The 25,437-nt window shown below is 67.0% G+C and carries 24 protein-coding genes and 3 pseudogenes; 16 read left to right on the top strand and 11 right to left on the bottom strand.

All coding sequences use genetic code 11. From position 1 onward, the window contains the following. Positions 1-74: 74 nt before the first annotated feature. The 7 genes from OG842_RS44545 to OG842_RS44515 all read left to right on the top strand — a co-directional run bounded on the left by OG842_RS44545 (position 75) and on the right by OG842_RS44515 (position 6,796). Complete coding sequence (locus tag OG842_RS44545) at positions 75-2,345, top strand: restriction endonuclease (protein ID WP_266738286.1); 2,271 nt, start codon at positions 75-77, stop codon at positions 2,343-2,345. 511 nt (positions 2,346-2,856) lie between these two features. After that, positions 2,857-3,276: a hypothetical protein gene (locus OG842_RS44540; RefSeq protein WP_266738288.1), complete on the top strand. Its 420-nt coding sequence runs from the start codon at positions 2,857-2,859 to the stop codon at positions 3,274-3,276. Positions 3,277-3,278: 2 nt separating this feature from the next. Beyond that, the gene (locus OG842_RS44535) at positions 3,279-3,449 is read left to right on the top strand and encodes a hypothetical protein (RefSeq protein ID WP_266738289.1); all 171 of its coding nucleotides are present in this window, start codon (positions 3,279-3,281) and stop codon (positions 3,447-3,449) included. Between the two features lie 93 nt (positions 3,450-3,542). Continuing rightward, positions 3,543-4,856: a hypothetical protein gene (locus OG842_RS44530; RefSeq protein WP_266738290.1), complete on the top strand. Its 1,314-nt coding sequence runs from the start codon at positions 3,543-3,545 to the stop codon at positions 4,854-4,856. A 68-nt stretch (positions 4,857-4,924) separates the two neighbouring features. After that, positions 4,925-5,371 carry a hypothetical protein gene (locus OG842_RS44525; RefSeq protein WP_323185942.1) on the top strand — a complete coding sequence of 149 codons (447 nt, stop codon included), beginning with the start codon at positions 4,925-4,927 and terminating at the stop codon, positions 5,369-5,371. A gap of 316 nt (positions 5,372-5,687) precedes the next feature. Then, positions 5,688-6,281 (top strand): hypothetical protein, encoded by a 594-nt coding sequence (locus OG842_RS44520; protein ID WP_266738291.1) that lies wholly within the window; start codon positions 5,688-5,690, stop codon positions 6,279-6,281. Continuing rightward, a complete protein-coding gene (locus OG842_RS44515) occupies positions 6,254-6,796 on the top strand; it encodes a hypothetical protein (protein WP_266738292.1) in 543 nt (180 codons plus the stop codon). The genes OG842_RS44520 and OG842_RS44515 overlap by 28 nt, the downstream gene beginning before the upstream one ends. Before the next feature lie 246 nt (positions 6,797-7,042). Here OG842_RS44515 and OG842_RS44510 read toward each other — a convergent pair whose 3' ends face one another. After that, positions 7,043-7,735: a hypothetical protein gene (locus OG842_RS44510; protein ID WP_266738294.1), complete on the bottom strand. Its 693-nt coding sequence runs from the start codon at positions 7,733-7,735 to the stop codon at positions 7,043-7,045. A gap of 28 nt (positions 7,736-7,763) precedes the next feature. On the opposite strand from OG842_RS44510, the gene OG842_RS44505 reads away from it, so the two are divergent. The 3 genes and pseudogenes from OG842_RS44505 (at position 7,764) to OG842_RS44500 (ending at position 8,928) form a co-directional block, all read left to right on the top strand. Further along, entirely contained in the window at positions 7,764-7,910 is a 147-nt protein-coding gene (locus OG842_RS44505; protein WP_266738296.1) for a hypothetical protein, read from the top strand. Next, a pseudogene (locus OG842_RS45615) lies at positions 7,850-8,170 on the top strand (zinc finger domain-containing protein); the annotation flags it as partial. The gene OG842_RS44505 and the pseudogene OG842_RS45615, both read left to right, overlap by 61 nt. Further along, on the top strand, positions 8,131-8,928 hold the full coding sequence (locus OG842_RS44500) for a recombinase family protein (RefSeq protein WP_266738297.1): 798 nt from the start codon (positions 8,131-8,133) through the stop codon (positions 8,926-8,928). The pseudogene OG842_RS45615 and the gene OG842_RS44500, both read left to right, overlap by 40 nt. A 103-nt stretch (positions 8,929-9,031) precedes the next feature. On the opposite strand, the gene OG842_RS44495 is transcribed toward OG842_RS44500, so the two are convergent. The 4 genes from OG842_RS44495 to OG842_RS44480 all read right to left on the bottom strand — a co-directional run bounded on the left by OG842_RS44495 (position 9,032) and on the right by OG842_RS44480 (position 14,198). Beyond that, positions 9,032-10,660: a pentapeptide repeat-containing protein gene (locus OG842_RS44495; protein ID WP_266738298.1), complete on the bottom strand. Its 1,629-nt coding sequence runs from the start codon at positions 10,658-10,660 to the stop codon at positions 9,032-9,034. A gap of 537 nt (positions 10,661-11,197) precedes the next feature. Further along, positions 11,198-12,115: a lipase family alpha/beta hydrolase gene (locus tag OG842_RS44490; protein WP_266738299.1), complete on the bottom strand. Its 918-nt coding sequence runs from the start codon at positions 12,113-12,115 to the stop codon at positions 11,198-11,200. 616 nt (positions 12,116-12,731) lie between these two features. Next, positions 12,732-13,609 (bottom strand): IS5 family transposase gene (locus tag OG842_RS44485; protein WP_401879834.1). Its coding sequence is split into 2 segments (ribosomal slippage): positions 12,732-13,217 and positions 13,220-13,609, totalling 876 coding nucleotides; the frame shifts between segments, so codons are not numbered across the junction. Positions 13,610-13,616: 7 nt separating this feature from the next. After that, entirely contained in the window at positions 13,617-14,198 is a 582-nt protein-coding gene (locus tag OG842_RS44480) for an AAA family ATPase (protein ID WP_266738302.1), read from the bottom strand. Positions 14,199-14,364: 166 nt separating this feature from the next. Between OG842_RS44480 and OG842_RS44475 the strand changes: the two genes are divergently transcribed. Continuing rightward, complete coding sequence (locus OG842_RS44475; RefSeq protein WP_443064103.1) at positions 14,365-15,630, top strand: IS701 family transposase; 1,266 nt, start codon at positions 14,365-14,367, stop codon at positions 15,628-15,630. A 187-nt stretch (positions 15,631-15,817) separates the two neighbouring features. Here the strand turns inward: OG842_RS44475 and OG842_RS44470 are convergent. The 6 genes and pseudogenes from OG842_RS44470 to OG842_RS44445 all read right to left on the bottom strand — a co-directional run. After that, positions 15,818-15,916 (bottom strand): annotated as a pseudogene (locus OG842_RS44470) (GNAT family N-acetyltransferase); the annotation flags it as partial. 9 nt (positions 15,917-15,925) lie between these two features. Next, a complete protein-coding gene (locus tag OG842_RS44465) occupies positions 15,926-16,330 on the bottom strand; it encodes a type IV toxin-antitoxin system AbiEi family antitoxin domain-containing protein (protein ID WP_266487640.1) in 405 nt (134 codons plus the stop codon). Then, a complete protein-coding gene (locus OG842_RS44460; RefSeq protein WP_266487638.1) occupies positions 16,327-17,181 on the bottom strand; it encodes an IS5 family transposase in 855 nt (284 codons plus the stop codon). Before OG842_RS44460 ends, OG842_RS44465 begins: the two co-directional genes overlap by 4 nt. A gap of 92 nt (positions 17,182-17,273) precedes the next feature. Next, on the bottom strand, positions 17,274-18,170 hold the full coding sequence (locus OG842_RS44455; RefSeq protein ID WP_266738304.1) for a GNAT family N-acetyltransferase: 897 nt from the start codon (positions 18,168-18,170) through the stop codon (positions 17,274-17,276). A 55-nt stretch (positions 18,171-18,225) separates the two neighbouring features. Then, a pseudogene (locus tag OG842_RS44450) lies at positions 18,226-19,185 on the bottom strand (IS256 family transposase); the annotation flags it as partial. After that, positions 19,158-19,826 carry an MFS transporter gene (locus OG842_RS44445; protein ID WP_328512788.1) on the bottom strand — a complete coding sequence of 223 codons (669 nt, stop codon included), beginning with the start codon at positions 19,824-19,826 and terminating at the stop codon, positions 19,158-19,160. The gene OG842_RS44445 and the pseudogene OG842_RS44450, both read right to left, overlap by 28 nt. A gap of 59 nt (positions 19,827-19,885) precedes the next feature. On the opposite strand from OG842_RS44445, the gene OG842_RS44440 reads away from it, so the two are divergent. The 5 genes from OG842_RS44440 to OG842_RS44420 all read left to right on the top strand — a co-directional run bounded on the left by OG842_RS44440 (position 19,886) and on the right by OG842_RS44420 (position 25,034). After that, positions 19,886-20,572, top strand: a complete 687-nt coding sequence (locus tag OG842_RS44440; RefSeq protein ID WP_266738308.1) for a FadR/GntR family transcriptional regulator — start codon at positions 19,886-19,888, stop codon at positions 20,570-20,572. Between the two features lie 590 nt (positions 20,573-21,162). Then, on the top strand, positions 21,163-22,239 hold the full coding sequence (locus OG842_RS44435) for a bifunctional DNA primase/polymerase (protein ID WP_266738310.1): 1,077 nt from the start codon (positions 21,163-21,165) through the stop codon (positions 22,237-22,239). Then, positions 22,236-23,777 (top strand): DNA primase family protein, encoded by a 1,542-nt coding sequence (locus OG842_RS44430; RefSeq protein WP_266738312.1) that lies wholly within the window; start codon positions 22,236-22,238, stop codon positions 23,775-23,777. Before OG842_RS44435 ends, OG842_RS44430 begins: the two co-directional genes overlap by 4 nt. 126 nt (positions 23,778-23,903) lie before the next feature. After that, positions 23,904-24,290, top strand: coding sequence for a DUF6009 family protein (locus OG842_RS44425; RefSeq protein WP_266738313.1), 387 nt, complete (start codon positions 23,904-23,906; stop codon positions 24,288-24,290). Positions 24,291-24,458: 168 nt separating this feature from the next. Then, on the top strand, positions 24,459-25,034 hold the full coding sequence (locus tag OG842_RS44420; protein WP_266738315.1) for a transcriptional regulator: 576 nt from the start codon (positions 24,459-24,461) through the stop codon (positions 25,032-25,034). The last annotated feature ends 403 nt before the right edge of the window (positions 25,035-25,437 follow it).

Here is a 25,437-nt window from a genome sequence, read left to right as displayed (position 1 = left end):
CTCTAGCCGGTAAAGTTGAGGCCCCGTCTCAGCGTGCGAGCTGATGGCCCAATCACTCTTCTGGAGCACACGGTTTGGCCGACTACGACTTCCGCACCCTCTCGCCCAACGACTTCGAGATCCTGATTCGTGATCTCCTCGCAGCCGAGTACCACTGGCGCTTGGAGGCATTCGGGCGTGGCCGCGACGGAGGCATTGACCTACGGGCGAAAGCACTAGAGGGGAAGGTCATCGTCCAGTGCAAGCACTATCTCGGCTCGTCGTTCAAAGATCTCCGCGCGTCGGCGCGCCGCGAAGTCCCAAAGATGGACAAAGAGAAACCCGACCGCTATCTCTTCGTCACATCTCAAACCTTGAGCAGAACCCAGAAAGACACCCTCGCAGAGGATCTCTACCCATGGCTTTCCGACACCGCTGACATAATTTCCCAAGTCGACATTAATGACCTAATCACGCGGCACCCCAGGGTGGAGCAGCAACATTTCAAGCTTTGGCTCGCCTCGACGACGATCCTGGAACGCATTGTTCAAAGCGGTATCTGGGAGCGCAGCGAGGCATTGCTTGAGGATATCAGGGACCGAGTCAAGCTGTACGTTCCCACCAGCAGCTACAAATCAGCGCACGAACTACTCAACGAGAAGCATGTCGTCGTCCTAACGGGTTCACCCGGAGTCGGAAAGAGCATGCTTGCCGAAATGCTCGCCCTGAGGCACTGGTACGACGGGTGGCAAATCGTGTCGGTGGGAACCGACGTTGATGACGCATGGAGCGCATATAAGTCTGGCCGCAAACAGGTTTTTCTGTATGACGATTTCCTCGGACAGACGGACATCAGCGAAAGACGCACGAAGGACAGTTGGATAATCCGCCTGATGGACCGTGTGGCACGGAACCCAGACAAGCGACTTGTCATGACAACGAGATCCCAGATCCTTCAGCAAACTCGACTGATCAGCGAGCCCATCGCGCAAGCCGACTTTCGAGTGGTCGAGTGTGTAATCAATATAGCTGACTACGGGCCAATCCAGCGGGCGCGCATGCTGTACAACCACATCTACTTCTCCACTCTCTCACGAGAGGTTGTCAGAGAGTACGTGGAAAATTCATCCTACTGGGCAGTCGTAAACCACAAGAACTTCTCCCCGCGGATCCTCGAACTGGTCATCAAGCGGGCTCACTCTTCAGCGGATGAATTCGCACGCACTCTTAACCACACGCTTGACCACCCATTGGACCTTTGGAGAATTGTCTTCAATAACGGACTGTCTGACCTCGCCCAATGGATAACGCTTACACTTTCCTCATTTCCCATCCATGGCGTCAGCTCTGGCGGCCTCAAGGCTTTGGTTCAAAAAGGTGCGAAGCCAACGGATTACACTAGCGCACTTCGAGTACTGGAAGGCACCTTCGTCCGCATCGAGAAAGACAACGGGGTCACGATGATCGCCTACGCAAACCCGAGCGTACGCGACTTCACCCTCGCTTTCCTTGACGAAGAACCGGACTACCTGATGACCATCATCAGGGACGCGATACATCTGACTCAAGTAAGCACACTTCTGGGGTACGCAGTATCCGGGCATGGCGGAAAGCTCCGATTTCAGCACTGTGCCGATACCGTAACCCTTCACTCAATCTCCATTGCCAGGAAAATGATGGAGTTGATCGCCGAAGAGAGAGAAGCCAGCAGATCCGATCCGCACGAATCCCGTAGGGTGTACACGCGAACAATTAGGCCCCTCCTCGACTCGCTGAAGCCGACACATCGACTGATGGGGAAATCATTCGGTGAGCTCATTGCGGTGGCGATCGAACTACTCAAGAGCACGGCCTCTGGGTACATGGATCCTGACGATTGGAGACTCTTCAATAGCGCGTTGATGATGCGTTACGCCGAGGATCCAGATCATGTCCAAGACGAGTTGAAATGGGCATTTGAGAGCTGGGGCGAATTGCTATACACCAGAGATGATGTGATTGCTTTCGAAGAGTTCTTTGGATCATACGCTTCAACTCTAAGGCGGCATTTCGACCCTGCCGAAAAGTTTCACGAGAGCGCCTGCTCTGGGCTGCGGCAGGATCTAGATAGCCTGTCCGGCAATGAACACGATCGCGATTCCGATCACCAATGGGTCGACGAAGTTGAAAGCGTGGCAACCAGAGTCGGTGTAATCGACGACATGAGATCGGAAATCGAGTCCGCCCGAGACTCGGTCGAACAATATTACGCAGACCGCGAGTATTCCTACCGCGAGTCTGACGCTGAGGCAGGATACGGGTTCCCAGCCTCTACATCGGCTTCCGAACGGATTACGATCGATGGTATGTTTCGCGAGCTTTCATAGCCTCAGAGCAGACGACTGTGCTTCCCGGCCTTCAGGGGCCCAGATGAGAGGACCGGTCGGGTGCAGCTTCCACGAGTTGCCTCAGCAAGTAGGTCCGTTGCTAAGGGCGTGCAGGGAAACAAGATGTTGCTTCCCTGCACGCCCTAACCGGCTTATTCCGCAGTCGGCAGGGGTGCGGGGAGTCCTGAGCGGACTGAGGGGCCAGGATGGCTGGATTCCCCCAGAGTGGTGTGAGCAGCACCACCTCCAAGAGCCCGCAGTGGTGTCCGGCCGCCCGGCAAGAAGTCGGCCCTGAGGGGAGCGGCGGCGAAGGCGGCGCGTGCCGGCACCATCTCCGGCTGGAGAAATCTGCGGCTGACGCCGACGCAGCTCAAGGCGATCAACGACGAACTGTCACTACCAGAACCCGACGGCGCCGGCTGTCCACAGGTCAACTCATGTCCACAGCTCATTTGGTCGGCTTCGGTACGCGGTGGAACGATCACTGCAAGACGACCACGGGGGAAGGCGCATGACGACACCCACACCGATCGAGGAGCTGGAGGCTGCTCTCGGGCCGGCTCCGGAGCCGGCCGAGCTCTCCGGTGTTCTGGCCGCCGCCTGGGACGCCTTCGACCTGGTCGGGCGCGTGGCCGACGCGGTCACCTGGGACGGCGGCGGGGACGAGCTGGAGGCGATGGTCGCGGCCCATGCCTGTTCGGCAGGCCGCCAGTTGCTGCCCCTGCCCGAGCACGGCCGGCCGTACGACCTGCCGCTCGTGCCTCCGGGAGCGGCCGCTCTCGTACCTCATGTCCGGCTGCTACGTCTCGTGCAGGCCGCACTGGACCGAGTGGCAGCGGCGGAGTCGGGGGAGGGGCGGGCTGTTCTGGAGCGGGCCGCCGGGCATGCGAGATCCGGCGCCGACGCCCTTGCCGCCGTACGGGACCGGTAGCCATGGCCACCCTGGGCGATCTCTACGACATCGCGGGCGAACATCTGCGTGCGGCAGCCGAGGCGTTACCGTCCTCGGCCGATCCGGCGTTCCGATCCGCCGCGGCGCTGCAGCTGGAGCAAGTCATCGGGCGGATGCGGGACCGGCTGGAAGCGGGCGCGGAGGAGGCGTAGTCGCCGGTCGAGATTGACCTGGCCGCGCAGTTGGACAGGGCCCGCGGGGCGCTGCGAACGGCTCGGCGCCTGCTTTCCGCCGAGGACGGCGGCATGCCCCTGCCGAACGAGCTGACGAGTGCCGGGCAGGCCGTTGCGGCAGTGGGGGACCTGGTCGAGAGCCATCGCGGACCGGACCAGGTCCCGGTGACTGCGTACGCCTACCTGCTCGGCACCAGGGCCGCCCGCGGGTACATCACCCGCCGCACGGCCGAACTCGCCTGGGAGGCGGGGAGGGTCGCCCATGCGCTGTCCTCAGGGGTCCGGGATCCGGGTGTCGAGGCTGCCTTCGCCGAAGCGCGCGGCTGTCTCGACCAGGGCAGCGTCTTCGGACGGACGGGAACGTGGGACGCCGACGAGGGCATCGCCACCTTCCCCCTCGCGCTGCCGGCCGAGCCGGTCCAGGCATCCCCGTCGGGCCCGACCCGGGAAGTGACCGCACGCCTCGGCGAGGACTGCGAGCGGCTGGGGCGGGTGGCCTTCGAGACCCTGCACGACCGGTCCGGCCACCGGCTGAGCGGCTCGGACCTGCAGCAGATGTCCCGGTGGACCGCGATGGCACGGCTGCTGTCGGGGAGGGTGCTGCTGCGGATCGCCGAGGGCCACGAGGACGTGGCTGTCGCCTCGGCCTTGAAGGAGACCGCAGGCGCATTGCGGGGCTCGGCGCAGGCGTGGCAGCAGGCCGCAACGGCGTGGCACCGGGTGGTCGACCTCGCGGACCCCCGGGCCCATCCCCGGCTTCCTCCTCCGAGCTACGAGATCGTCCGCCAGGGCAAGGTGGTCCGGCTGCCCCAGGTCACGCCGCACCCCGGTGCGGTCGTCTCCCACACGGTGGTCGTACGGGTGGGGCAGTTGCTGTTCGGTGTGCACTGGAAGCCGGAGGAGCGGCCCGGTGATCCCCGGTCCCGTACCGCGATTCTCGCCGACGCCGGGGGAGAAGGCCCTCTGGCGGCAGCGCTGTACCGTCTGCCGGCATCGGGGTGGCAGCTCGCCTTGGCCGCCCCGATGGCCGTGCGTCGGGCCCGGGGCGCTCTGGTCACCGACTCCGTCGACCACCGCCCGCAGCGGCTGCCGGGAGAGATGCGCTTCCACTCCGTGCACCCGCGGCAGGTCGAGAATCTGATCGGCGCGTACACGCAGGTGATGACGGCCGAACAGGCCGCGGCCGGCGCCCTGCTGAACCTCGCGAAGCACGCACGTACCGATGTTCCGCGCGCACTGCTGGATGCCGGCGCGCACCGTCTCCTCGCCGATCAGCAGGGATGGGCACGGCAGCGGCAGGAGAACGGCCCGACAGCTCGTCAGAGACGGGTCGAGGCACAGCGCGTGCAGCCACCTGTCCGACGGCCACGCGGCACCCGGTGGTGAGGGGCCCCTTCGCCTCCCCGTGCTCTCCATGACAGACGGCCCTCCGGAGGCAGAACCTCTGAGTTCGGATGTCCGCCCGGATTGGTCACGGCCCGGACATCACGGTCGCGCTCGGCCTCGACCGCAGGGTTCCCGAAGACCGCGTACGCATCCTCCTCGAGAGCACCGACGCCAGGACCCTCAAGTTCTTCGGAGCCGACCTGAGTGGCATCGAACTCCGCGCCGACGACCTCGACTGGTCGTTCAGCACCCGAACACCTCTGTCCAGCGCCGCACAGGACCTCCTCCTGCTCGCATACGGCCGACCGATCCCCCAGGACACCTCCGCGAGGAACCGAGCGGCCGCTTCCTCGCTTCGCAGGTGTGACCGCAGCAGTCCCCGGATGGTCACCGGTATGCCTGACGGCCAACGGCGACACTGCAGGCAGCAACCCGCTCCGCCCTACGCCGCCCCGGCCGTGACCGCCACCACCGACGGCAGCGCCGACGAGGCCCGCAGGTGTCGCAGTGGGTGACGCGCGGTGCGCTGGCCTATGAAGCACGCGGCCATCCGCTTCGGCACTCCAGAACCCTTCTCCATCGCCCTGCGCCCGTCGCCTTGATGGCCAACGCCTCCGCAAGCTCAAGTCTTGCTCAGACAGTCCGATAAGTGCGCGAAGAAATCGCAGAAGTTGCATAGGTTGTGCACAGACCTGACCAGTCAACTTGCCTCACATAGGGGGAATTTGCGTGCGAAAAGCAATGATGCGGTACGTACTCACTCCAGTCACAGCCTTCGCTCTCACTGCGACACTGGCTACTGCAGCTGGCGCAATTGAGGAGTCGGCTGATGTGGCACCTGAAGCGGTCTCTTCCGACCAGATCGCTACCCGGGAGTCAGCTGCCAGCGTGATGGAGGGTCCGAGCAAGTCAGCAGCCGAAGCCGCCGTCGATCGCGCCCTCGGCGCTCTGCCCGAGATAGGGGCCGACAGTGATGTCGGGCCAATGCGCTGTGACAACCCGGTCAGACAATGGGTTCAGGTGAGCAGCAAGACGAACTACCACGTCCCGTCCACATGGAACGGCACCAGCTACAAGGACGGACCGGGCGGATCGATGCGGGTCAGTGTCGAGAAGTCGGGCGAGATCGGGGTCGAGATCAGTGGCACCGGTTCGGCCAGTGCCAGTGTCCTCGTCGCCGAGGTCAAGGCGGAGTACGGAGTCAAGGTGGTTGGGAAGGTAGGGGTCAGCGTGGGGCACACGTACACACACGCAATCCCCGCAAAGAAGTACGGGCACATGCAGTACGGTTCTTGGGGATACAAGGTGAACTGGGTGAAATACAAAACCAGTTCCGACCGGTGCAGCAGAGTGAAGATCGGCTCAGGCACCGCGAAGCTTCCTACCGAGGAGATCGGTTGGCGATTCTGGGCGACGAATTCATGACGCCACGACTGCGGCTCTCGCATCCCACCCTCGCCGTCTGCGCTTCCATGCTGGTCATTGCCCTGGCCTCAGGCTGCACGGGCGAGGGCAGCGATCCGAGGGAGCCAAGCGCCCCCGCGAGCAGTCCAGAACAGCAGAAGCACCCTTCCGGAACGTCCGTCCGTACCGAGGAGCGGCTCGGTAGGCAGGTTCAGGAAGCTCTCGGCACAGAAGAGGTCAGCGACTCCGATCCGCTTTTCATCGAGGCGGGACTTGAGCGTGTCAGCGACGGATTCCACACCGAACCGGAACTGACACGAGGACGCTCGTACAGACTGACAGTCGCCTGCGCCGGGAAGGGACAGATCGTTCTGTCCATAGCTGGGAAGGACCCCGTCCGCCAGAAAGTGGACTGTGATGGCGTCCCGCTTCGCCAGCGTCTCACAGCCTCAGCGGCCAAGATCAGGATCGACTCCGAGGCGATTCCTGGGTCCACGGGAATGGTGGCCTGGCGGCTGGACAAAGCCGACAAGTAAGCCACAAGCTTATTCGAAACACAGCACGGCACCTTGCCCCCCACCCACATCGGGCGGATGCGGGGCAAGGTGTCGCCCTCGTCGGTCCCTCGGTCCCGCCTGAAGCAACCCTCCAGTCCGGCTGCCCTTCTTCCTGGTTGTTCGTGGCACCGCCCTCGCATCGCCGTTTGTCCGTTGCCGGCCCGGCGGCCCGCAGGACGTCCGGTGTCTCCTGCAGCGGTTGTGTGCTGCACTGAAATCACGGGCTCAGGCCGACAGACGATGCGCCCCCGGACGGGCCGCCGGTCCCGGGGCCGCCGCCGCGGGGCTCGGTGCACTCTGCCGGACGGCTGCGGCCGGGGTGGCAGGGCCGGTGAGGCCCGGTGGGAGGGTGGCCGCGAGCCGGCCGCCGTGGTGCGAAGTGTCGTGCGCAGGGTGGATGTCAGCGGGATGCGCAGAGTTATGACAGTGCGATCGCAGAGTCCATGTCAGTAGGGGCTGGCGGCTCGGAGAGCATCCGCAGGCTGTACGCCACGTTGTCGTGGAAGCGGTCGATGATCCGCCGCGGGTGACCATGTCGGCGGCGGCGAGGTCGGCGAGAGCCTGACGCTGGGCGGCGTCGCCGGTGTCGATGCCGCCGTCGACCCAGACGCGCAGGAGGACCTCCGCCTCGGCGGGCTGGATCGGGCCGCGGATGCCGGGGCGGGGGTTCTTCCGTCCCGAGAGGGCGTCGACCTGGTGCGGGGCGAGGACGTCGAGGCGCGGAGCGACGGTGTACGCCTTGGGCGGGACGTGCTGCAGGGCGAGCGCGCCGCCGGTGTCCGGGTGGGTGCGGGCGTGGTCGAGGGCGGCGTCGGTCCGGTGGCGGGTCCAGGACAGGGCGGCAGCGAGACCGTCGGCGCTGAGGGGGCTGCCCGACCACCTGGGGCGGCTTTTGGAGGACGTAAAGAGTTCCGTCACTTCCGCTGCTCGGACCGGAGTCCTGTCGATGGCCGATGCCAAGGCCGCGTCCGGACTGGACGACGGGATGGTGGAACAGATCATGCACAAGCCGAAGGCGCCGAACTCAGGCCCGTGGGAGCTGATTGCGCAGTGGCGGGCGCCGTTGAACAACTCGAATCCCCTGAGGACCTGACCTCTCTTGCCCGTCCCGCAAACGGTCGTTTCCGGGACGGTCGCCCGCCGACGCGGCGGGAGCGCGGGAGACGTCCCGAAAGGCGTCCCGAAACCGGCGGGCGCGGCGGAGAAGCGGGACGGGTATTCGGGACGGCCGTGTCGAGCGGACGGACGAGAGGGGAACACGTGAACGGCGACCTGGACGAGATCGCCCGCGCCGAGCTCGTCGAGCGCGAACCGTGCCCGCGCTGCGGGGCGGCGCCCGGATCGGCGTGCCGGGCCAACTCCGGCGTCGTCGCCGTCGACTACCACACCGGCCGGTACGCGAAGATCCCCGGACTGAAGTCCGGCCCCGCGATCCGAATCCCCGCAGCCCGCGGCCCCGGCCGGCCCTGGCAGCCCGGCCCCGAGCCCGACCCGGGCTGCTCGCCGCGCTGGAGCGCACCGGCGACCGGATCGGCTACGCCCGCGTATCCAGCAAGGGCCAGGACCTCGCCGGACAGGTCCGCGCCCTCAAGGAAGCCGAGTGCGTACGCATCTACGTCGAGAAGGTCGGCACCCGGGAGAAGATCCGGCCCGAGTACAACGTCGCCCTCGCCGACCTGCGCCCGGCAGACACCCTCACCGTCACCATGCTCGACCGCCTCGGCCGCAACATGGTCGAGCTGATCACCAGCGCGCAGGACCTCGCCGAGCGCGGCCACCGCCTGGAGATCCGCACCGGGCCCCTTGCCGGCACCTACGACCCGCACGGCGCCGGCAAGGTCCTCTTCGTCGTCTTCGCCGCGATGGCCGAGGTCGAACGGGAGTTCATCCACGAGCGGACCCTGGTCGGCCTGGACACCGCCGCGGCGAACGGCAAGCACGGCGGCCGCCCGCCGGCCGTCGACGGCGACATGCTCGCCGTCGCCCTGCGCCGCCGCGACGCGAAGGAGTCCGTCACCGCCATCGCCGCGCACCTCGGCATCGGCCGCTCCACCCTCTACCGCACCCTCGCCGCGTACGACGAAGCCACCGCCACCACGAGCCACCAGTGACCACAAGCTCATGGGCGGACCCGACCAGGGGTGCAAACAACAGTGTCACCGCCACAAACGGAGGATCTGCTGCCGCTCTTGCACCTCGTCTGGCGTGGTGACGTCACCGCTTGACGCGGCTGCGGACGGCGAGGACGGCGAGACCGAGTAGGACCGGCTCGGCAACGCGGGAGGCCATCTCGGTGTAGGTGCCAGCCGTGGTCAGATTCTGCCCCGAGGAGCGGAACACCACCGAGTTGACCACCACCCGCAGGGACTTTTCGAACCGCTCGGAGGTGAGGCGCTCCCGGAGAGGGCCGCCGGGGTTGACCGGGGCGGGGGTGTCGGTGGTCAGGGTGATACGCCGATCGGTGAGCACCCCAGTGCTCCGGGGTTTGGGGTCGTCCTCCGGCAAACCCCACAGCATGATCGCGAGCACGGTTGCGGTCATGGCAGCAAACAGCCAGCCAAGCGCGCGCGAGGCCCGCAGTCCGTAACCAGACACAGCCCAGTACGCGGCCAGCAGCCCGCGCTCGCCGGACGGGCGGGAACGGTCCAGGCGGCGCATCTCCATCTCGCCGTAATAGAAGTCCGCCGCGTCCGGCTCACTTTTACCGTCTTCCAGCGACTTGCGGAGCTGCCGGTACACCCGCGCCAGGTCCGCCGGCCCGGTTGCCGCCGCTCCCGCGCCGGGGTCGGCGGTCCAGCCGGGCTCCCCGCGCCAGGCGCGCCAGTGGTGTTCTTCGGCCAGCGTCTGGCGCGGCGTCCATCTGGCCAGACGCGTCCCGCGGCGCTGGACGCCTTCCGGAGCGAGGGGGAAGCGGCAATCGCCCTCCAGGCGAATCTGATCAAGGTGGAAGGTGCCGGTGAACCGGCACCCGGACAGGTCGAGGTCGCTCAGCACCAGATGCGCGGCGTCGGTCCCGCTGATCGAGGCCAGCCGAACCTGGAGTTGCAAGCCCGTCAGTGGCGCCTCGTCGCAAGGGACACTTAGGTGAGAATCGAAGGCTTGGGGGTGGGTTGCGACGCTCAGCGGGTACTCGAAGACCGCGTCGGTGAGGTCCACCGTGGCATAGCGCAGCCGCAGGGTGGCGGTGGAGGTCCATCGGGTCCGATGGCATCCCAGCCGTTTCGCTGCGACCAAAATCGTCACCGGACCGCTGAACACGGCCCCCGATAACTGCACAAACTCCGCGCTGATCAGTGGTCCGAGTTCCGACGTCGCCTCAAAAGTGGCTTCGGTGAACCAGGCGTTGCGGTGGAAGGTCGCCCTGTTGAAGTCGGTCGGACCGGTGAACGTCGCCTTCATGAACCAGGCGTCGTCGGTGAATGTCGCTCTGCGGAACCCGGCGTCGTCAGTGAACGTCACCGCGCCGAACACAACGGGGCCAGTGAACGTCGCCCCGTCGAATCGGGCATCGCCGGTGAACGTCGCCCCGTCGAATCGGGCATTGCCGGTGAACGTCGCTTCGACGAACCAGGCGCGCCCGATGCGGGGCGGTCCGTCGGCGGGCTGCCGAAACACAGTGAGCAACTCGTTAAGCAGATCCTCCGTGAAGGTAGTGCCACTGTGGTTGAGGTCGCTGCCGGGGGCCAGCCCCGCCAGATAGTTAGAACGGGCCTCAGGGGCCAAGTGCTGCAAGCACTGCCCGTGCGGGGCCACGGCATGGCCGCGGCAGCCGACCGGATCTCCGGCCGGGTCCGCGCCGTGTCCGCAGAACGGCCATTCAGGTGCTGAGGTGGAGGCAGTCATACCAAAAGGACGGCCAGGTGCCAGGGGCTGGTTGCTGGCCGAGCCCCGACGCTACGTGCCGTCCCCACAGCTCCTGGGTCGCTGGCTGGACACCCAGCAGTACCTCGCGCAACCCACACCAGTCGTTCGGCGCATCGTACGGCAGCGGATCACTGACACCTACTCTGCGCAGCACTGACATCTACCCTGCGCCCAACACGAAGGCTGTACAGGACGTCGTCGGACAGGGTGACCAGAATCCCGACGCCCCTGGCTGTTCTGGCATGCACCCTGCCGCTGGCAGTACAACCCTGACGAGGGGCGTCGTCCCGGTCACCACCGGGACGACGCCCCTCGTCATGCTCTCCGGTGACTGGGCCCAGCCGCCGCGACTGTGCGTTCAGTGGCGCCACATCAGCCCGACCAGCTTCCGTGACGTCTGCCGAACCGCCTCCTTTCGATAAGCGCCCTACGGTGCGGGCACTTCAGGGCAGTGGTGCGCCGGCTCCCATGGCGACGGGACGTCGACGGTCGCCGTCAACGGCGAACTGGGCCGGTTCACCACCGGCTGTGCCAGTACAGCGCGTTCATCGCCACTCGCAGGGGCGCGGCACCATTCCTCTGGCCTCCCCAGGCGCCACCGTTGTTGGTGTATCGGAGTGGGAACGCGCCGGCCCGGCGGATCGTACGCAACTGGCTGTGGCCAAGGTCCGCTCGCTCCGAGTACCGCACGAGGTGCTGCGCCCCGACGTCGGTGGGGGCGCCGTTCCCCGCGCTGACGGAGAAGTCGGCATTCGAGCTGACAAGAGTCCAGTCCGTTCCGCCCTGCGCCTGGGAGAGCTTCGGTCCGAGCCAGCTCCGGAAGGCTCCGCGCGGGTAGTACATCTCCCGGCATTGCAGGTTGGGGAGGCAGCCTGCGCCCAACCAAGCAGCCTTGTGCGGAGTGCCCAGGGTGACGACATCCTCCACGTACAGCGTGTCCGGCCAGGTGGGGTCGCCCTTCGCGTATCCGGCCAGCGCGGCACGGATGATGAGCCCTCCCATGGAATGCCCGACGAGGTCGACGGTCTGCCCCTTGGCGGAGTACATGTCGTGGATCTTCCACGCCAGCCCGCGCCCCAGATCCTTCAGGGACGTGTCGACGGTGCCCTTGCCTTCCGGGTCGATGCGAACGTCGCACTCCGGATCGTCTTCTTCGTAGAAGCCGACACGGTGTAACGGGCCCTCCCAGCCCGACCTGTTGAACAGCTTGGCCGCGGAGTTCCACTTACTGCCGCACGTGTCGCCGGGTGTGTATCCCTTGACGAAGAAGACGGGACGCTGCGTGCTGTTCTTGCGCGGAGGCGGTCCGGCCTCGATCGCGGCCTGGCTGGGTGCAGTTGCATCGGAACGGTCGAGAGCGATCGCCGTAGTGGTCGTAGCGAGCATGAAGGTGGCGCTCAGTATGAGCGTCGCGAAGGACGAGCGGATTCTCATGCGGACTCCTTTCGGGTATCGGACAGAGTGCCGAGCGCGAGCACCGCACCGAGAGTCGCAGTCACCTGGGCGTGCGGATTCGCATGAAGGGCTGCTCCCTGTCGGTTCGAGTAGGGAATCTCTCAGCTCCCGCCGGGATTCGCTGAACTATCGCGGCAGACACAAGTTTGTTGAGCGGTGGTCGGATCCGACGCAGCAGCATCGCCTGTTCCGGCCTGTCGAAGTGCTTGACGCGTTCGGGACGGGATGCCCGGCGCGTTCGGCGGGACTGCTCACAGCTTGCTGATTCGCGTCAGCCGGTTCAATGGCACTCGGCTGTCCCGGACAGCCCGGCCGTTGTCCGGCCTGGTCAGCCTCTTGTCCGAAGTCGGAGCCACCGGTCGACTGCTGGAACAGAAGGGTGCCCGACATCGCCGCGGATCGTGCCGTCAGCCAGCCCGCGCGAGTACGAAGCCGGGTGATTTATTGAAGCGAGGCCGGGCGCCGTGCCCCGGATACACTTCAGGGCTTCAAGATCCACTCACTGCCCCGGCCGGACTGAACACGTGGCAAGCAGACACCGGCATTCCCCGGTGGTCGCCAGTTTTACACCTAGGGCGTGTATCGAATGTGCTGGTCACAGCCACTCATTGATGACTGCGATGAGGACGGTCGCTTCGTATCGGATCGCAAGCTTGTCGTACCTCGTGGCCACGGCCCGGTGTCGCTTGAGGCGATTGATGCCGCACTCAACCGCGTGGCGTTCGCGGTAGTCGATCTTGTCGAACTTCGGCGGCCGTCCACCGTGCGAGCCGAGGTTCTTGCGGTTCCGGGCCTGGTCCGCCTTGTCTGGAATCGTGCAGAGGATACCGCGCCTGCGCAGGTAGGCGCGGTTCTTTCGGGAGGCGTACGCCTTGTCGGCGCGGACCCGATTCGGACGGGTGCGTGGCCTGCCCGGACCGGGACGGGAGACGCGGATCTTCTCCAGGACGGGTTCGAACTGCGGAGAGTCCCCTCGCTGTCCGGCAGTGATCACGATCGACATCGGCTTCTGGCCCTGCTCGACGGCCAGATGCAGCTTGGTCGTCAGACCGCCGCGCGAGCGTCCAAGGCCGTGGTCGTCCGGCTCCGCCGTGCCGACACCGCCGGGCGGCTCCTTTTGTAGATCCCCCTTTTCCGCGCCCCGGCGGCGTGCTGGTGGGCCCGGCACACGGTGGAGTCGACGTTGATGTCCCAGGTTATGAGTTCCTTGGCGTCCGACTGGGCCTGCAGTTCGACAAGGATGCTCTGCCAGGTCCCGTCCCGCTGCCAGCGGCGGAACAAGTCGTACACCCGGCCCCAGGGGCCGTACCTCTCCGGGACATCTCGCCATGGGACGCCAGTGCGGGTCCGAAACCGTATGCCGTCGATCAGCTGCCGTCTTGTCCATATCGGTGGACGTCCCGGCTTCTTGCCCCCGGGCAGCAACGGCGCCAGCCGGTCCCACTGGGTATCCGTCAGATCTCCACGCGCCACCTGGCGATCATCGCAGAGGCTGATCGACTTCAGAACTGGAGGCCAGACTGGTCGCAGTCAGGATCGCTTCGACTGTCTCTTCAACCGTCTGCGCAGCGTTGTCGATCCAGGTTCCCTGCTGCCCGAGCTCGGAGCGCATCGCCCCATCCAGTGGCGACCAGTCCGTGGCCAGGGCCTTCTCCCGAGCCTGGTTGCGCCGCCATGCCTCTGCCGGGCCGGGAGCCAGGATGACGATGTGGAGTGGCACGGCCGCCAGCGTCGTGCGGTAGAAGTCAAGGTGGGAACGACGGACCACGACATCATCGAGCACCGGGATGAAACCGGCCCGCACGAAACTGTCCGCCAGAAGGCACGCGTTGCGGGCCCGCAGGAAAATCTGCCGGTCGGCTTCCGCGTTCGCGGTCGGCGAGGGCCATTGCCCACCGCTGACGATCATCTGCTGAAGTGCGTCCACCTCGATATGGGCCGACATCCGGAACCGGCCGGCCAGCGCAGCGGCCACCGTCGACTTCCCACTCCCGGGGATGCCGGTCAGCAGGACAGCCCCGGCGGCCGGCTCGCGGTCGACGGGCACCAGATCCAAGCTCATACGACTCCTCCAAGCGCAAATGATCAGGGCCTTGAGGGTACGTGCTGCCCCTGATTCGCCGAGTCGGCGACTGCTTGATCCACTTTCAACACACTCCCTAGTAGTGCTTGGTCATGTGCGGTCTGCGATGGCGTGTCTTCTTGATGGGTCGTGTCGTTGACAGGACGTGCTGAGTGGGGAGTTGGCTGCGGTCCGGTGTGATCTGGAGGACTTCGCGGCGGAGATGTTCGAGCCGTTCGCGCGAGCGGATCAGCGTCGGTGGGGTGGGGTCTATCTGCGGGGCCTGCTGCTGGACGGCGGGCGCAAGTCGGTGGAACCGATGGCCGCCCGCCTGGGCGAAGACGGGAACCGGCAGGCGCTGGCCCACTTCATCACCTCCAGCCCGTGGGATGCGGCGCATGTGCGGGCCCGTCTGGCCTGGCGTATGCAGCCGGTCGTCAAGCCCACCGCGTTGATCATCGATGACACCGGGTTCCTCAAGGACGGGGATGCGTCGGCGTGTGTGACCCGGCAGTACACCGGCACTGCGGGCAAGGTCACCAACTGCCAGGCCGGGGTGTCGCTGCACCTGGCTTCCAACGGCGCCTCGGCGGCGGTGAACTGGCGTCTGTTCCTGCCCGGGAGCTGGGATCCCGCCTCGCCGAAGGCCGATCAGGCCAAAGTGGCCCGCCGTGGCAAGTGCGCCATCCCTGCCCAGGTGGGCCATGTCGAGAAGTGGCAGCTGGCCCTCGACATGATCGACGAGACGCGGTCCTGGGGCATCGAGGTGCCCCAGGTCATCGCCGACGGCGGCTACGGTGACACCGCCGCCTTCCGGCTCGGCCTGGAAGAACGCGGTCTCGATTACGTGGTGGGCATCTCGACCCCGACCACCGCACAGCCCGAGGACGCACAGCCGTCTGCCCCGGCCTGCACAGGCCGGGGCAGACGGCCGGTTCCTGCCTACCCCGAGCCGGCCCGGAGGGTGAAGAGCCTGGTCATCGCGGCCGGAAAGTCTTCCGCGCGGCCGGTGCAGTGGAGGGAGGGATCACGGCCGGGCAGTGGCCGCAGCGGGCACAAACGCATGTACTCGCGCTTCGTGGCCCTGCGGATCCGGCCCGCCGGACGCGAGATCCGCAAGGCCACGGCCACCACCGAGCTTCCGGTCCGCTGGTTGCTGGCCGAATGGCCCGCCGACCAGGACGAGCCCGTGCAGTTCTGGCTCTCCAACCTGCCCGCAACCACCCCGTTGCCCGTCCTCGTGCGCACCGCGAAGCTCCGCTGGCGCATCGAGAACGACTGCCGCGAGATGAAACAGGCCCTGGGCCTGGCCCACTTCGAAGGCCGAACCTGGCCAGGCTGGCACCACCACGTCACCCTCGTCTCGGTCGCCCACGCCTTCTGCACCCTGCAGCGACTGAGCCGATCCCCAAAAGAGACGGCGTCGGCCTGAGCCTCTACCGAGTCGTCCACGAGCTGCAGATACTCCTCGCGATCTGGACCGGCGCCTGCCCCACCTGTCACCGCAACATGCCAGACCCCGCACCAACATGACCAAGCACTACTAGCCCGCCCTCAGCCCGTACGAGGAGGTATTGTCAAATCCTGTGGACTGACCCGACAGCCCAATGGCCGGTCGATCAAGCAAGCGGCTTGCGGTAACGGACGTACTCGTTCTGCCGCTGGAACCCCACACTCTCGTAAAGGTCGTAGGACCGGTGTGGATTTGCCGTGCCCGTGAGAGGGTGTTAAGTCCGTTTCTGGTAGCGGCCGCGTCCGGGTTGTTCGAGGAGTCCCTGGCGGACGAGTCGGCCCAGGCGGGAGCGGGTGACGTTGATCGAGGGCTCGTCGGTGGGCAGGCCGAGGTGCTCGTGCAGATCGCGGACGCGGAACACCTTCCCGGGGTGCTCGTTGAATGTGGTCACGATGCGCTGGTAGACGGTGGCGGTGGCGGTTTCCGCGGGGGCCGCTGCGTGGTCGGGAGGGATGAGGCCGTCGATGACCTTGCGGGTGGCGGCGAGCTCGGCCACGCGGGCTTCGGTCTCGGCGAGGGCGGTGGTGAGCCGCTCGATCTGCTCGCGTAGGTTGTCGGCTCGTGCGGCGGTCTCGTCGTGTTCGGTCTGCAGCAGCCGCAGGAGTTCGCTGATGTTCACGCGGCCAGCTCGATCTCGTCCCGCCAGACGGGGCTCGGGACGGTGAGGCGCCGGAGCATGCCGGCGGTGGAGGCCCAGTAGACGCGGGAGGCCGCGTTGTCGGGCCGGTGATCGTAGTCGCGGGCCAGGCGCCGGTGCAGCATGAGGGTGCCGTTGACCTGCTCGACCACCCACCGCTTCGGTTGCGGGACGAAGCCTTTGCCCTTGTCGTCGGGGTTGCGTCGGACCACCTCGACGGTGATGTCCTTCACCGCCCCGTGGATGATCACGGCGTCTTTGAAGCCCTGGTCGACGAGGACTTTTTCCAGGCGCATCCCGCATCGTTCGGCTGCCTGGTCCAGCAGGGCGATGCCGGCCTCGTTGTCGTGCGCGCTCGCGGCGAAAATCACCACACCGATGATCAGGCCCAGCACGTCCACGGCGAGTCCCCGCTTCCTGCCGGGCGTCTTCTTGTTCGCGTCCAATCCCGTCGTCTCCCTCGGCACCCCGGCCGCCACGCGGACGGACTGGGTGTCGATGATCACCAGGGACGGGTCCTCTAATCGTCTGGACCGCTCCCGCACCTGGCAGCGCAGGATCTCCTGGATCCGCTGGTCAAGGCCATCCTGGCGCCACAGGGTGAAGTAGTAGAACACCGCCGACCAGGCCGGGAGGTCGTGCGGCAGGAGCCGCCACTGACAACCCGTCCGGTTCTGGTAGAGCAGCGCGTTCACGACCTCGCGCAGGTCACAGGAGCCCGGGTCCCCGGTCGCCGACCGCGCCACCCGCTCCTGCTTCCACGCGGTGACCAGCGGCTCGATCAACGCCCATTGCCCGTCGGACAAGTCAGTCGAGTACGGCATCCGTTCCATGCCCGCGACCCCATCATGCACACGACATGACGCGAGGGCGGAACTGTCCCATCACCCACGAACGGGTGACACCACACCATCAGGAACGGGACTTAACGCCCTCTGAACAGCCGAGCGGTCGTTGCACCCTGCTCGCGAAGGCTCCGCAGCCCGTCCAGCAGCAGGACCCGGCCGATTCCGAGGCGTCGCTGGTCCGTCCGGACACTCAGCTCTTCCACCTCGCCCACGGTGTGGTCGTGACGGCGGATGGAGCACAGGGCGACGCCGACCATGTCCTGCCCGTTCCAGGCAGCCCTCCAGCATGCCGGGTCAGCGGTGTCGACGAAGTCCTGGAAAGGCCATCTCTGAGTGAAACCGCGGTCCGCGTACGAATCGACGACCGTCCTCCAGGCTGCACGGTAGTGGCTTGTCCCGATCGGCCCTGTCCGTATCCCGGCTGGCAGCTCGCTGCCCGGCTCGGGCACCTGCTGCAGATCGCCCAGCTCCAGCTCGACCAGGCTGAAGACATGTCGGTAGCCGGCTGCGCGCAGAAGTGCCGTGGCATCCTGCTCGGAGGCCATGGCGTTCGCGCCGATCACTGCCGTCCGCGCCGTTCCATGCTGTTTGACGAGCTGGCGGATCCGCTCTTCGGCCCAGCTCAGCATGGCTGAGCCGATGCCCTGGCCGCGATGCTCGGGCAAGAGGTAGCCGCGGTGCAGGTACAGCCACGTATCGTCCCGCTCTTGCCACCACCGGATCGTCGCGTAGCCGACGACGCTCTCGTCGAGCACCACCAGGATCTGGTTCTTGGACGGCTCCTCCAACTTGGCAGAAGCTTCGGCGATCTCGGCCGCTGTCGGGAGCCCTTCCACTACCGAATGGACATCGACCCGGTCCCGTTCAACACACCCCAGCCGCACCGCGGCCATGGCGCCGTGGTCTTCGTCGCCGCGATACGGCCGGAACCCGAGGCCGACCGGAAGGTCCTGTCCTGCCGTGCCATCCAACATGACCGGATGTTCTCGAACTTCGAGGCAGGTCCGCCACCCTATTCACGCCGCGGTCGTCTGCGAGCTGGCCGCATTCAAAGCGGGCCCCAGCACGGACGAGGGCAACGAGGTGGGGTGCATTCACGGCTCGCCAGCGGGCCTGGGCGGACTCGACGAGCTTGAAGACCATCGCCAGGGCGGCGGCCCGGGATCCGGCGCCCTTGGTGACCTTGGTTCGCAGACGGACGGTCGCGAAGGTCGACCCGATGGGGTTGGTTGTCCGCAGGTGGATCCAGTGCTCGGCGGGGAAGTCGTAGAACGCCAGCAGCTCATCCTCGTCATCGACGATCTTCTTGACGGCCTTGGGGAGCTTCGCGCTGTACTGCTTGGCGAACGCCTTGACCGCGGCGGCCGCGTGCTCCTTGTCCTCGGCGTTGTAGATGTCCTGGATGGCCTTCTTTGCCGCGGGCTGAGCTGACTTCGGGAGGCTGTCGAGGCAGTTGGCCGTCTTGTGAACCCAGCACCTTTGGTGGCGGGTTTCGGGGAAGACCTCGTTCAACGCGTTCCAGAAGCCCAGGGCTCCGTCGCCGACGGCGAGGACGGGAGCGCGCATGCCGCGCCGCTGGCAGTCCCGCAGCAGGCTCGCCCAGGACTCCGAGGACTCGCGGTAGCCGTCGGCCATCGCGATCAGCTCCTTGGTTCCGTCAGCGCGCACGCCCATGACGACCAGGACCGCGGCCTTCGCCTCCTCCAGCCGTATGCGCAGGTGGATACCGTCGGCCCAGACGTAGACGTAGTCCGTGGTGGACAGGTCGCGCTCGCTGAACGCCTTGTGGTCGGCCTGCCACTGGGCGGTCAGCCGGATGACGGTGGCCGGCGACAGGCCAGCCGAGGAGCCGAGGAACTGCTCGAGCGCGGGCACGAAGTCCCCGCTGGACAGGCCGTGGAGGTAGAAGAGCGGCAGCACCTCGCTGATCTTCGGGGACTTGCGGCACCACGGCGGCAGGATCACCGAGGAGAACCGCTTGCGCTCGCCGGGTGCGAGATGTACGTCCCGTTGGCGTCAGAGGAGGACGCAGGCCGGGCCTCGGGTGCCCGGACGAGCGCCCACATCAGCGTGGCGAGCAGCGCGGGCATCGCCCACACGGCCAGTCCCAGGGATGGGGAACCCGCCCACGCGGCGAGCGGTATGGCGACGGCCGCGCCCAGAGTCGAACCGAGGGCCATCACGGTGGTGTACACGCCGGTGAGCAGCGTGATCCTGGCCGGGAAGTGGGCCCGCAGCAGGGTCGGCAGCAGGACATTGCACAGGGCGAGGCCGGACATGCCGAGGACGGTTCCGCCGAGCAGAGCCCAGGTGGCGGGGATGCCGCGGAGAGTGAGCCCGGCCGTGAGGGCCGCGAGTGCGAGCAGCACGGTCCGCTCGGCTCCGAGACGTCTGGTGATGCGGCCCGTGAAGAAGCCGGCGGCGGCGAAGCTCAGGGTCGGCAGAGCAGGCAGTGCGGCGGCGGCCGCCGCACCGAATCCGAGGTCGGTCTGTAGGGCGTCGAGCAGGGCGGAGGCGCTGCTGATGCTGAGGCGGAGGTTCAGCGCGATGAGCACCACGCCAGCTCCGGCGAGCCAGGCGGCGCGTGGGCGGCCGAAGGGCCTGCCGGTGGTGGGAGTGGTCGTCGTCATTCATCAAACGTAAGACGTTTGATGTTTAGAGGTCAAATCATCGGATGTATGATGGCTGTATGAGCCTGGACCGGGTACGCCGCCCCTCACTGTCCGCCGAAGTGCTCGGCACGCTCCGCCGGCAGATCACGGACGGTGCGTGGCCCGTGGGCACTCGGATCCCGCCGGAGCCTGAGCTGATGCGCCAGCTCGGGGTCGCGCGCGGCACCCTCCGCGAAGCCGTCCGCGCCCTCGCCCACGCCGGCCTTCTTGAGGTCCGTCAGGGCGACGGCACCTACGTGCGGGCGGCCAGCGAGCTCTCCGGCGCCGTCCAGCGCCTCTACGCCGACCGGGCCTCCACCGAGCTCCTCGACGTCCGCGCCGCCCTCGAAGGCAAGGCCGCCCACCTGGCCGCCACCCACGCCACCGACGCAGACCTCGCCGCAATGACCGCGGCACTGGAGCGCCGCGGTCAAGCCTGGGCGGCCAGGGACTTCGAAGGCTGGGTCAGCGCCGACTGGGAGTTCCACACCCGCGTCGTCGACGCCTCGGGCAACGCGTTGCTCGCCGAGCTGTACCGCAACCTCGCCGAACCGCTGCGCACGTCAATGTCCAGCTTCTGGGAACTGCCTGGATTCGACGGCGCGGCCCCTGCCGGGCACGAGGACCTGCTGGCCGCCCTGCGCGGCCACGACCCGGCCGCAGCCGCCCGCCAGGCTGACCTCAACATCAACGCCACGGCCGAGTGGCACGGCTCCACTGACTGAGATTGTCCGGGCTCCGGGTAGTCCTGTTGAGTCCCTGGTTCGGTCCTTGGCAAAAGTGCAGTTCAGGGGCGTCTGCTCAGCTTTGCCAGGGGACTGGAGGGACTGAAGGGACTCAATATCCCTGTTCCAGTCATTACGCGTGTGCGTGTATGCGTACACGCGAGTACAAAGGCCTTCTGTCCTGAGCGGCTCATAACAGAGACTTTCAGTCCCTTCAGTCCCTCACTCCGGCGTTAAAGGCCCTGTGACCTGCACTTTTCCATGAGGGACTGAACAGGGAGCCAACCAGGCCCTGTCCTTCAGTCCCTCGCGCCTCCGTCAGGACCGACACGCCCGGTCGACCGACCCGATCAGCTGCTTGTCCAAGGAGCAACCGCCCAACTCCCCAGGCCGTGAAGGGACTGAAGGGACCTAAAACCGGAGAACAGCCACCCCCCCGGCCCAAGCAGCTGTTGTAGGCTCTGACCTCATTGGAAAACTCGGTCCCTTCAGTCCCTTTTCAGACGCTAGCAACGCTGTGACCTGGCCTTATGTCGTAGGGACTGAAAGAGACTGAACAGGCTATTGGCCCCTCTGCAAGGACGATCAGCGTGCCGCGTCAACGTGAGACCAGCGTTCCCCGCCCCGCAGGAACCGCCAGTCCCTACGACGTCGCCCGCTGGTGCGCCGGGAACGGCTGGCCCGTCCACCCGCTGGCCCCGGGCCGCAAGACTCCAGCCGCCAACTGCCCGGCTTGCCGAAACGAACCCCACAGCCCTCAGGACTGCCTCTGCCATCCCGCGGGCCGGTGGTGCCACGGCTTCCACGCAGCGACCACGAACCCCGCGCTCCTCGACGCCTGGTGGGGCAGCCACCCCACGCTCGGAGTCGGAGTCTCCTGCGGTCCGGCAGACCTCGTCGTCCTCGACATCGATGCTCACAGCGCCGAAGTCCCCGACCGGAACCGGCTCCTGCCCGGCATCCCGATCCACGAAAGCGTCAACCTGGCAGGCCTAGCCTCCGGATTCGACACCCTCGCCCTGCTGGCCGCCCTCCGTAAACAGCAAAACCCGGCCGACGACGACTTCACCCTGCGCGTGCGAACACCCTCAGGGGGACTGCACATCTGGTACCAGACACCCCCTGAAGGCCCCCGCTACCGCTCCTCGGTGGGCTCCAGCCCGAAGACCGCCCTCGCCTGGCAAGTCGATGTCCGATCCACCGGCGGCTACATCGTGACCCCCACGACCCGCACTTCCGCCGGCACCTACACCCCGGTCGGTACAGCCCGAACCCCCGCCGTCCTGCCCGACTGGCTCGCCACCGAACTCCAGCGCACAGGCCACCCGGTCAACCAGCAACCCACCCGGCTTCCGCCACCACGTACCGACTCCCTGCGCCCAGCCCGCAAGCGCGCCCACCGGCTCCTGGAACCGCTGATCGACCAGGTGAAAGACTGCGCAGCAGTCCCAGAAGGCACCGCCTTCACCGAGAAACTCAACCGAGCCGCCTACACCGCCGGCGGCCTGATCGCCTCCGGCCACCTCACCGACAGCCAGGCACGCGACCTGCTCACCGCGGCCGCCGACGCCGCCCGGCCCCATCGCAGCCGCCACAGCCTCGCCGTCATCACCTCTGCCCTGACCGCCGGCGCAAGCCGGCCGCTCCATCTCAAAGGACGCCCATGAGCAGCGCCGACAGCCCGCGCTTCGACGCCACTGCCGCCGCGCAGCAGATGCTCGATCTCGAAGCCCAGGCGGAGCAGCCCAGCCTGCCTGCCCAGCAGAGAGCCGCCATCGCGGTCGTCCACGAGCCACCAACCCAGCCGGGCCAGCTCCCCGGACTGCTCACCGACCGCGGCAACGCCAAACTGTTCGCGGTGATGTTCGGCGACCAGTTCCGCCACGTCGAAGGCCTTGGCTGGTACCACTGGGACCAGTACCGCTGGAAGCGCACCGGAGGCGAGAAGGCCGCCGTATGGGCGGCAGGTGATCTGGCCGAACAGATGCCCGACACCGACCCGACCGGCCAGTTCACCGACCGCGACCTGGCCTCCCACCGCCGGCGCTCCATGTCGACCCCGGGAATCAAGGCCATGCTCACTCAGGCCAAAGCCTCCCCGGCACTCGCTCTGGACCCCGACGTCCTGGACGGCGACCCCTACGCCCTGTGCACCCCGGCCGGCGTCGTCGACCTCCACACCGGCCACCTCCACAAGCCCGACCCCGAAGCCGACATGCACTCCCGGGCCACCAGCGTCGCCCCCGAGACGATGCCCACCCCCCGCTGGCACCGCTTCCTCCACGACACCTTCGGCGACGACGCCAAGGGCGAGGAGACCATCCACTTCCTCCACCTGCTCCTCGGCTACTCCGTCACCGGCGACGTCGGCGCCCAGGTTCTGCCCTTCCTCTACGGCACCGGCGCCAACGGCAAGTCCGTGCTCCTCGACGTCATGACACAGATCCTCGGCGACTACGCCCAGGCCGCCCCGCCAGGCTTCCTCATGGAGAAGGGCAAGTTCTCCGAGCACTCCACCGAACTCACCGAACTCCACGGCCGACGCATCGTCGTCTGCTCCGAACTGAGACCAAACGACAAGTTCGACGAATCCCGGGTCAAGCTCCTGACCGGCGGCGACCGCATCATGGCCCGCCGCATGCGCCAGGACTACTTCAGCTTCAACCCCACCCACAAACTCTGGCTGCTCGGCAACCACCGACCCGAAGTCGGTACCGGCGGCCACGCCTTCTGGCGCCGCATCCGCCTCATCCCCTTCGAACGCGTCGTCCCCGCCGCTCGCAAGATCGACAACCTGGCCAAGGAACTAGTCCAGAGCGAAGGCCCCGGCATTCTCCAGTGGCTCATCGAAGGCGCCCAGCGCTACCTCGACACCCGCGACCCTCTCGCCGGCCCCGCAACCGTCCGCATCGCCACCGCGGCCTACGCCACCACCGAAGACCACATCGGCCGCTTCCTCACCGAGTGCTGCACCACCGACAGCGGCGACCTCCGCGTCGAGCAGGGCCTGCTGTATGCCACCTACAGCAGCTGGTGCAACGCCGGTGAAGGCATCCGCCCCGCCACCGCCCGCGCCTTCGCCACCCGCGTGCGCCAGGAACTCTCCCTCGCCTCACCCGCCGACATGATGAAGTCCAGCGGCAAGAAGTACTACCCCGGCCTCGGCCTTCTCACCGACGACGAACCCCGGGCCGGCCATGCCTGACCAGAGCGCCCGACACACCTCCGCCAACCCGGCCTACCATGAGCACGGTGCCCCCACCAGGGATCGTGCTCACCGCATCCACCCAGGCCCGCAACCGGCCACCGACAACGAAAAGGGGCTGCAACCATGAGCTCGCTGCTGACCGAGAGCGACCTCCGCCACGAGAGCGCCGTGGTGTGGCTGGAGAACCCCGACGACCTCGACTACGTACGCCAGGCGCTCGACAAGACCGCCCGCCGTCGCGGCAAGCCCCGCTACGAACGCGACGGACGCATGGTCGGCTACACCGAACTCGACGCCCACGCCGAAGCCGACCCCGACAGCGGCCTCCAGCTCCGCCGCGTCTTCTTCCTCCTCCCGCACGACCGCGACGCCAGCCCCGACGGGCCCTACCACGAAGGCGCCCCGGGCGAAGCCGTCGATCCCCGCACCATCGAACCCAAGCGCGTCGGCGACAAAACCCCCCGCTCCCAACGCGGCCCCGCCGCAGCAATAGCAGCCCCCAACACCTGAACCCTGGCGATACCGGGCGCACCGTCGGAAGCGCCGTCCCGCCATTCTCGGCCTGGCGAGGAGCCCGATTTCGTCGGACAGTGGAACGACGGCGCAGTCGACCAGGAGGACAGCCGGATACGGTGAGAATCGGGAAGGCAGCGTCCGCGAGTTCGGAGGGGGAGTGAAGTGCCGGAGAGGACCCTCGACTTCGGGAAGTTCGGCGCCCGGGGCATCAAGGGGAGCGACGCCGTCATCCAGCAGCTCGACGACCTCGCGGGCGGCATCGTCACCCCGGTCACCGCGAAGCGCGGCCTGCTGGCCCGCCTGCACTACCTGACGAAGACCGACCACAGCCTCGCCGCGGCCAAGGACGCCGGCCTGACGGTGACCGACCGGACACTGCAGGCCTGGCTGGAGGGCACACGCCGGCCGTCGAAGGCCAACCTCGAACGCATCGACGCCGCCTATCGGACGGTGCGCCGCCGCAATGTGGCCCGGCATCTCCTGGCCCGCCTGAACCATGAAGGACGCGGGACCAGGGTGGAGATCCACCCGCTGAACCAGTCGCAGGTGGCCAGGCCCCTGCAGCGGGTGGTGGAGTACCGGACGATGAACGTCCGCCGCTGGGACCGGATCGTCGAGGCCTGGGCCGCGGGCGATGTCCAGCGCCTTGACGAGCAGTGGACCACCGACGTCCTGCCCGACCTCGGTTCCCAGTGGGGCCAGTACGAGTACGTCACCAACATAGGCTTCGCCGCGTAGCCCCGCTCGGCCGGGACGCCGTAAGTCGGCATCGGCGCGGTAGAGGACAAGTGACATCGTGCCGTTGCTCGCTCGCTGATCGACGATCAGCTCCGCCACAGCACGCCCCGGCATAACACCACGGCTGAACGAAGATACCTCTTGCCCGGACAAAGCCCTGGACGCCCGCGTAACCCCCTCGGCCTCGCCGACACCCTGAGACACCACGGTCTGCCCGCCCGTGCAGCTCGGAACACCGCCATGATGGACGCCCTGGCCGACCCTGCCGCCCATGGTCATCGCCGACCTGCTCGGCATCCACCCCAAGACTGCCGAACGCTGGGCCACGCTCGCCGGCGAGAACTGGTCCGAATACTAGTCGTCGCTGACGTGACGGGGCCGGGGGAGGACCGATCGGGGCAGC

The sequence above is a fragment of the Streptomyces sp. NBC_00376 genome (assembly GCF_036077095.1).
Taxonomy (GTDB): Bacteria; Actinomycetota; Actinomycetes; order Streptomycetales; family Streptomycetaceae; genus Streptomyces.
Note: the sequence above shows the minus strand (reverse complement) of the source record. Positions and strands in the feature narration are given on the sequence as shown.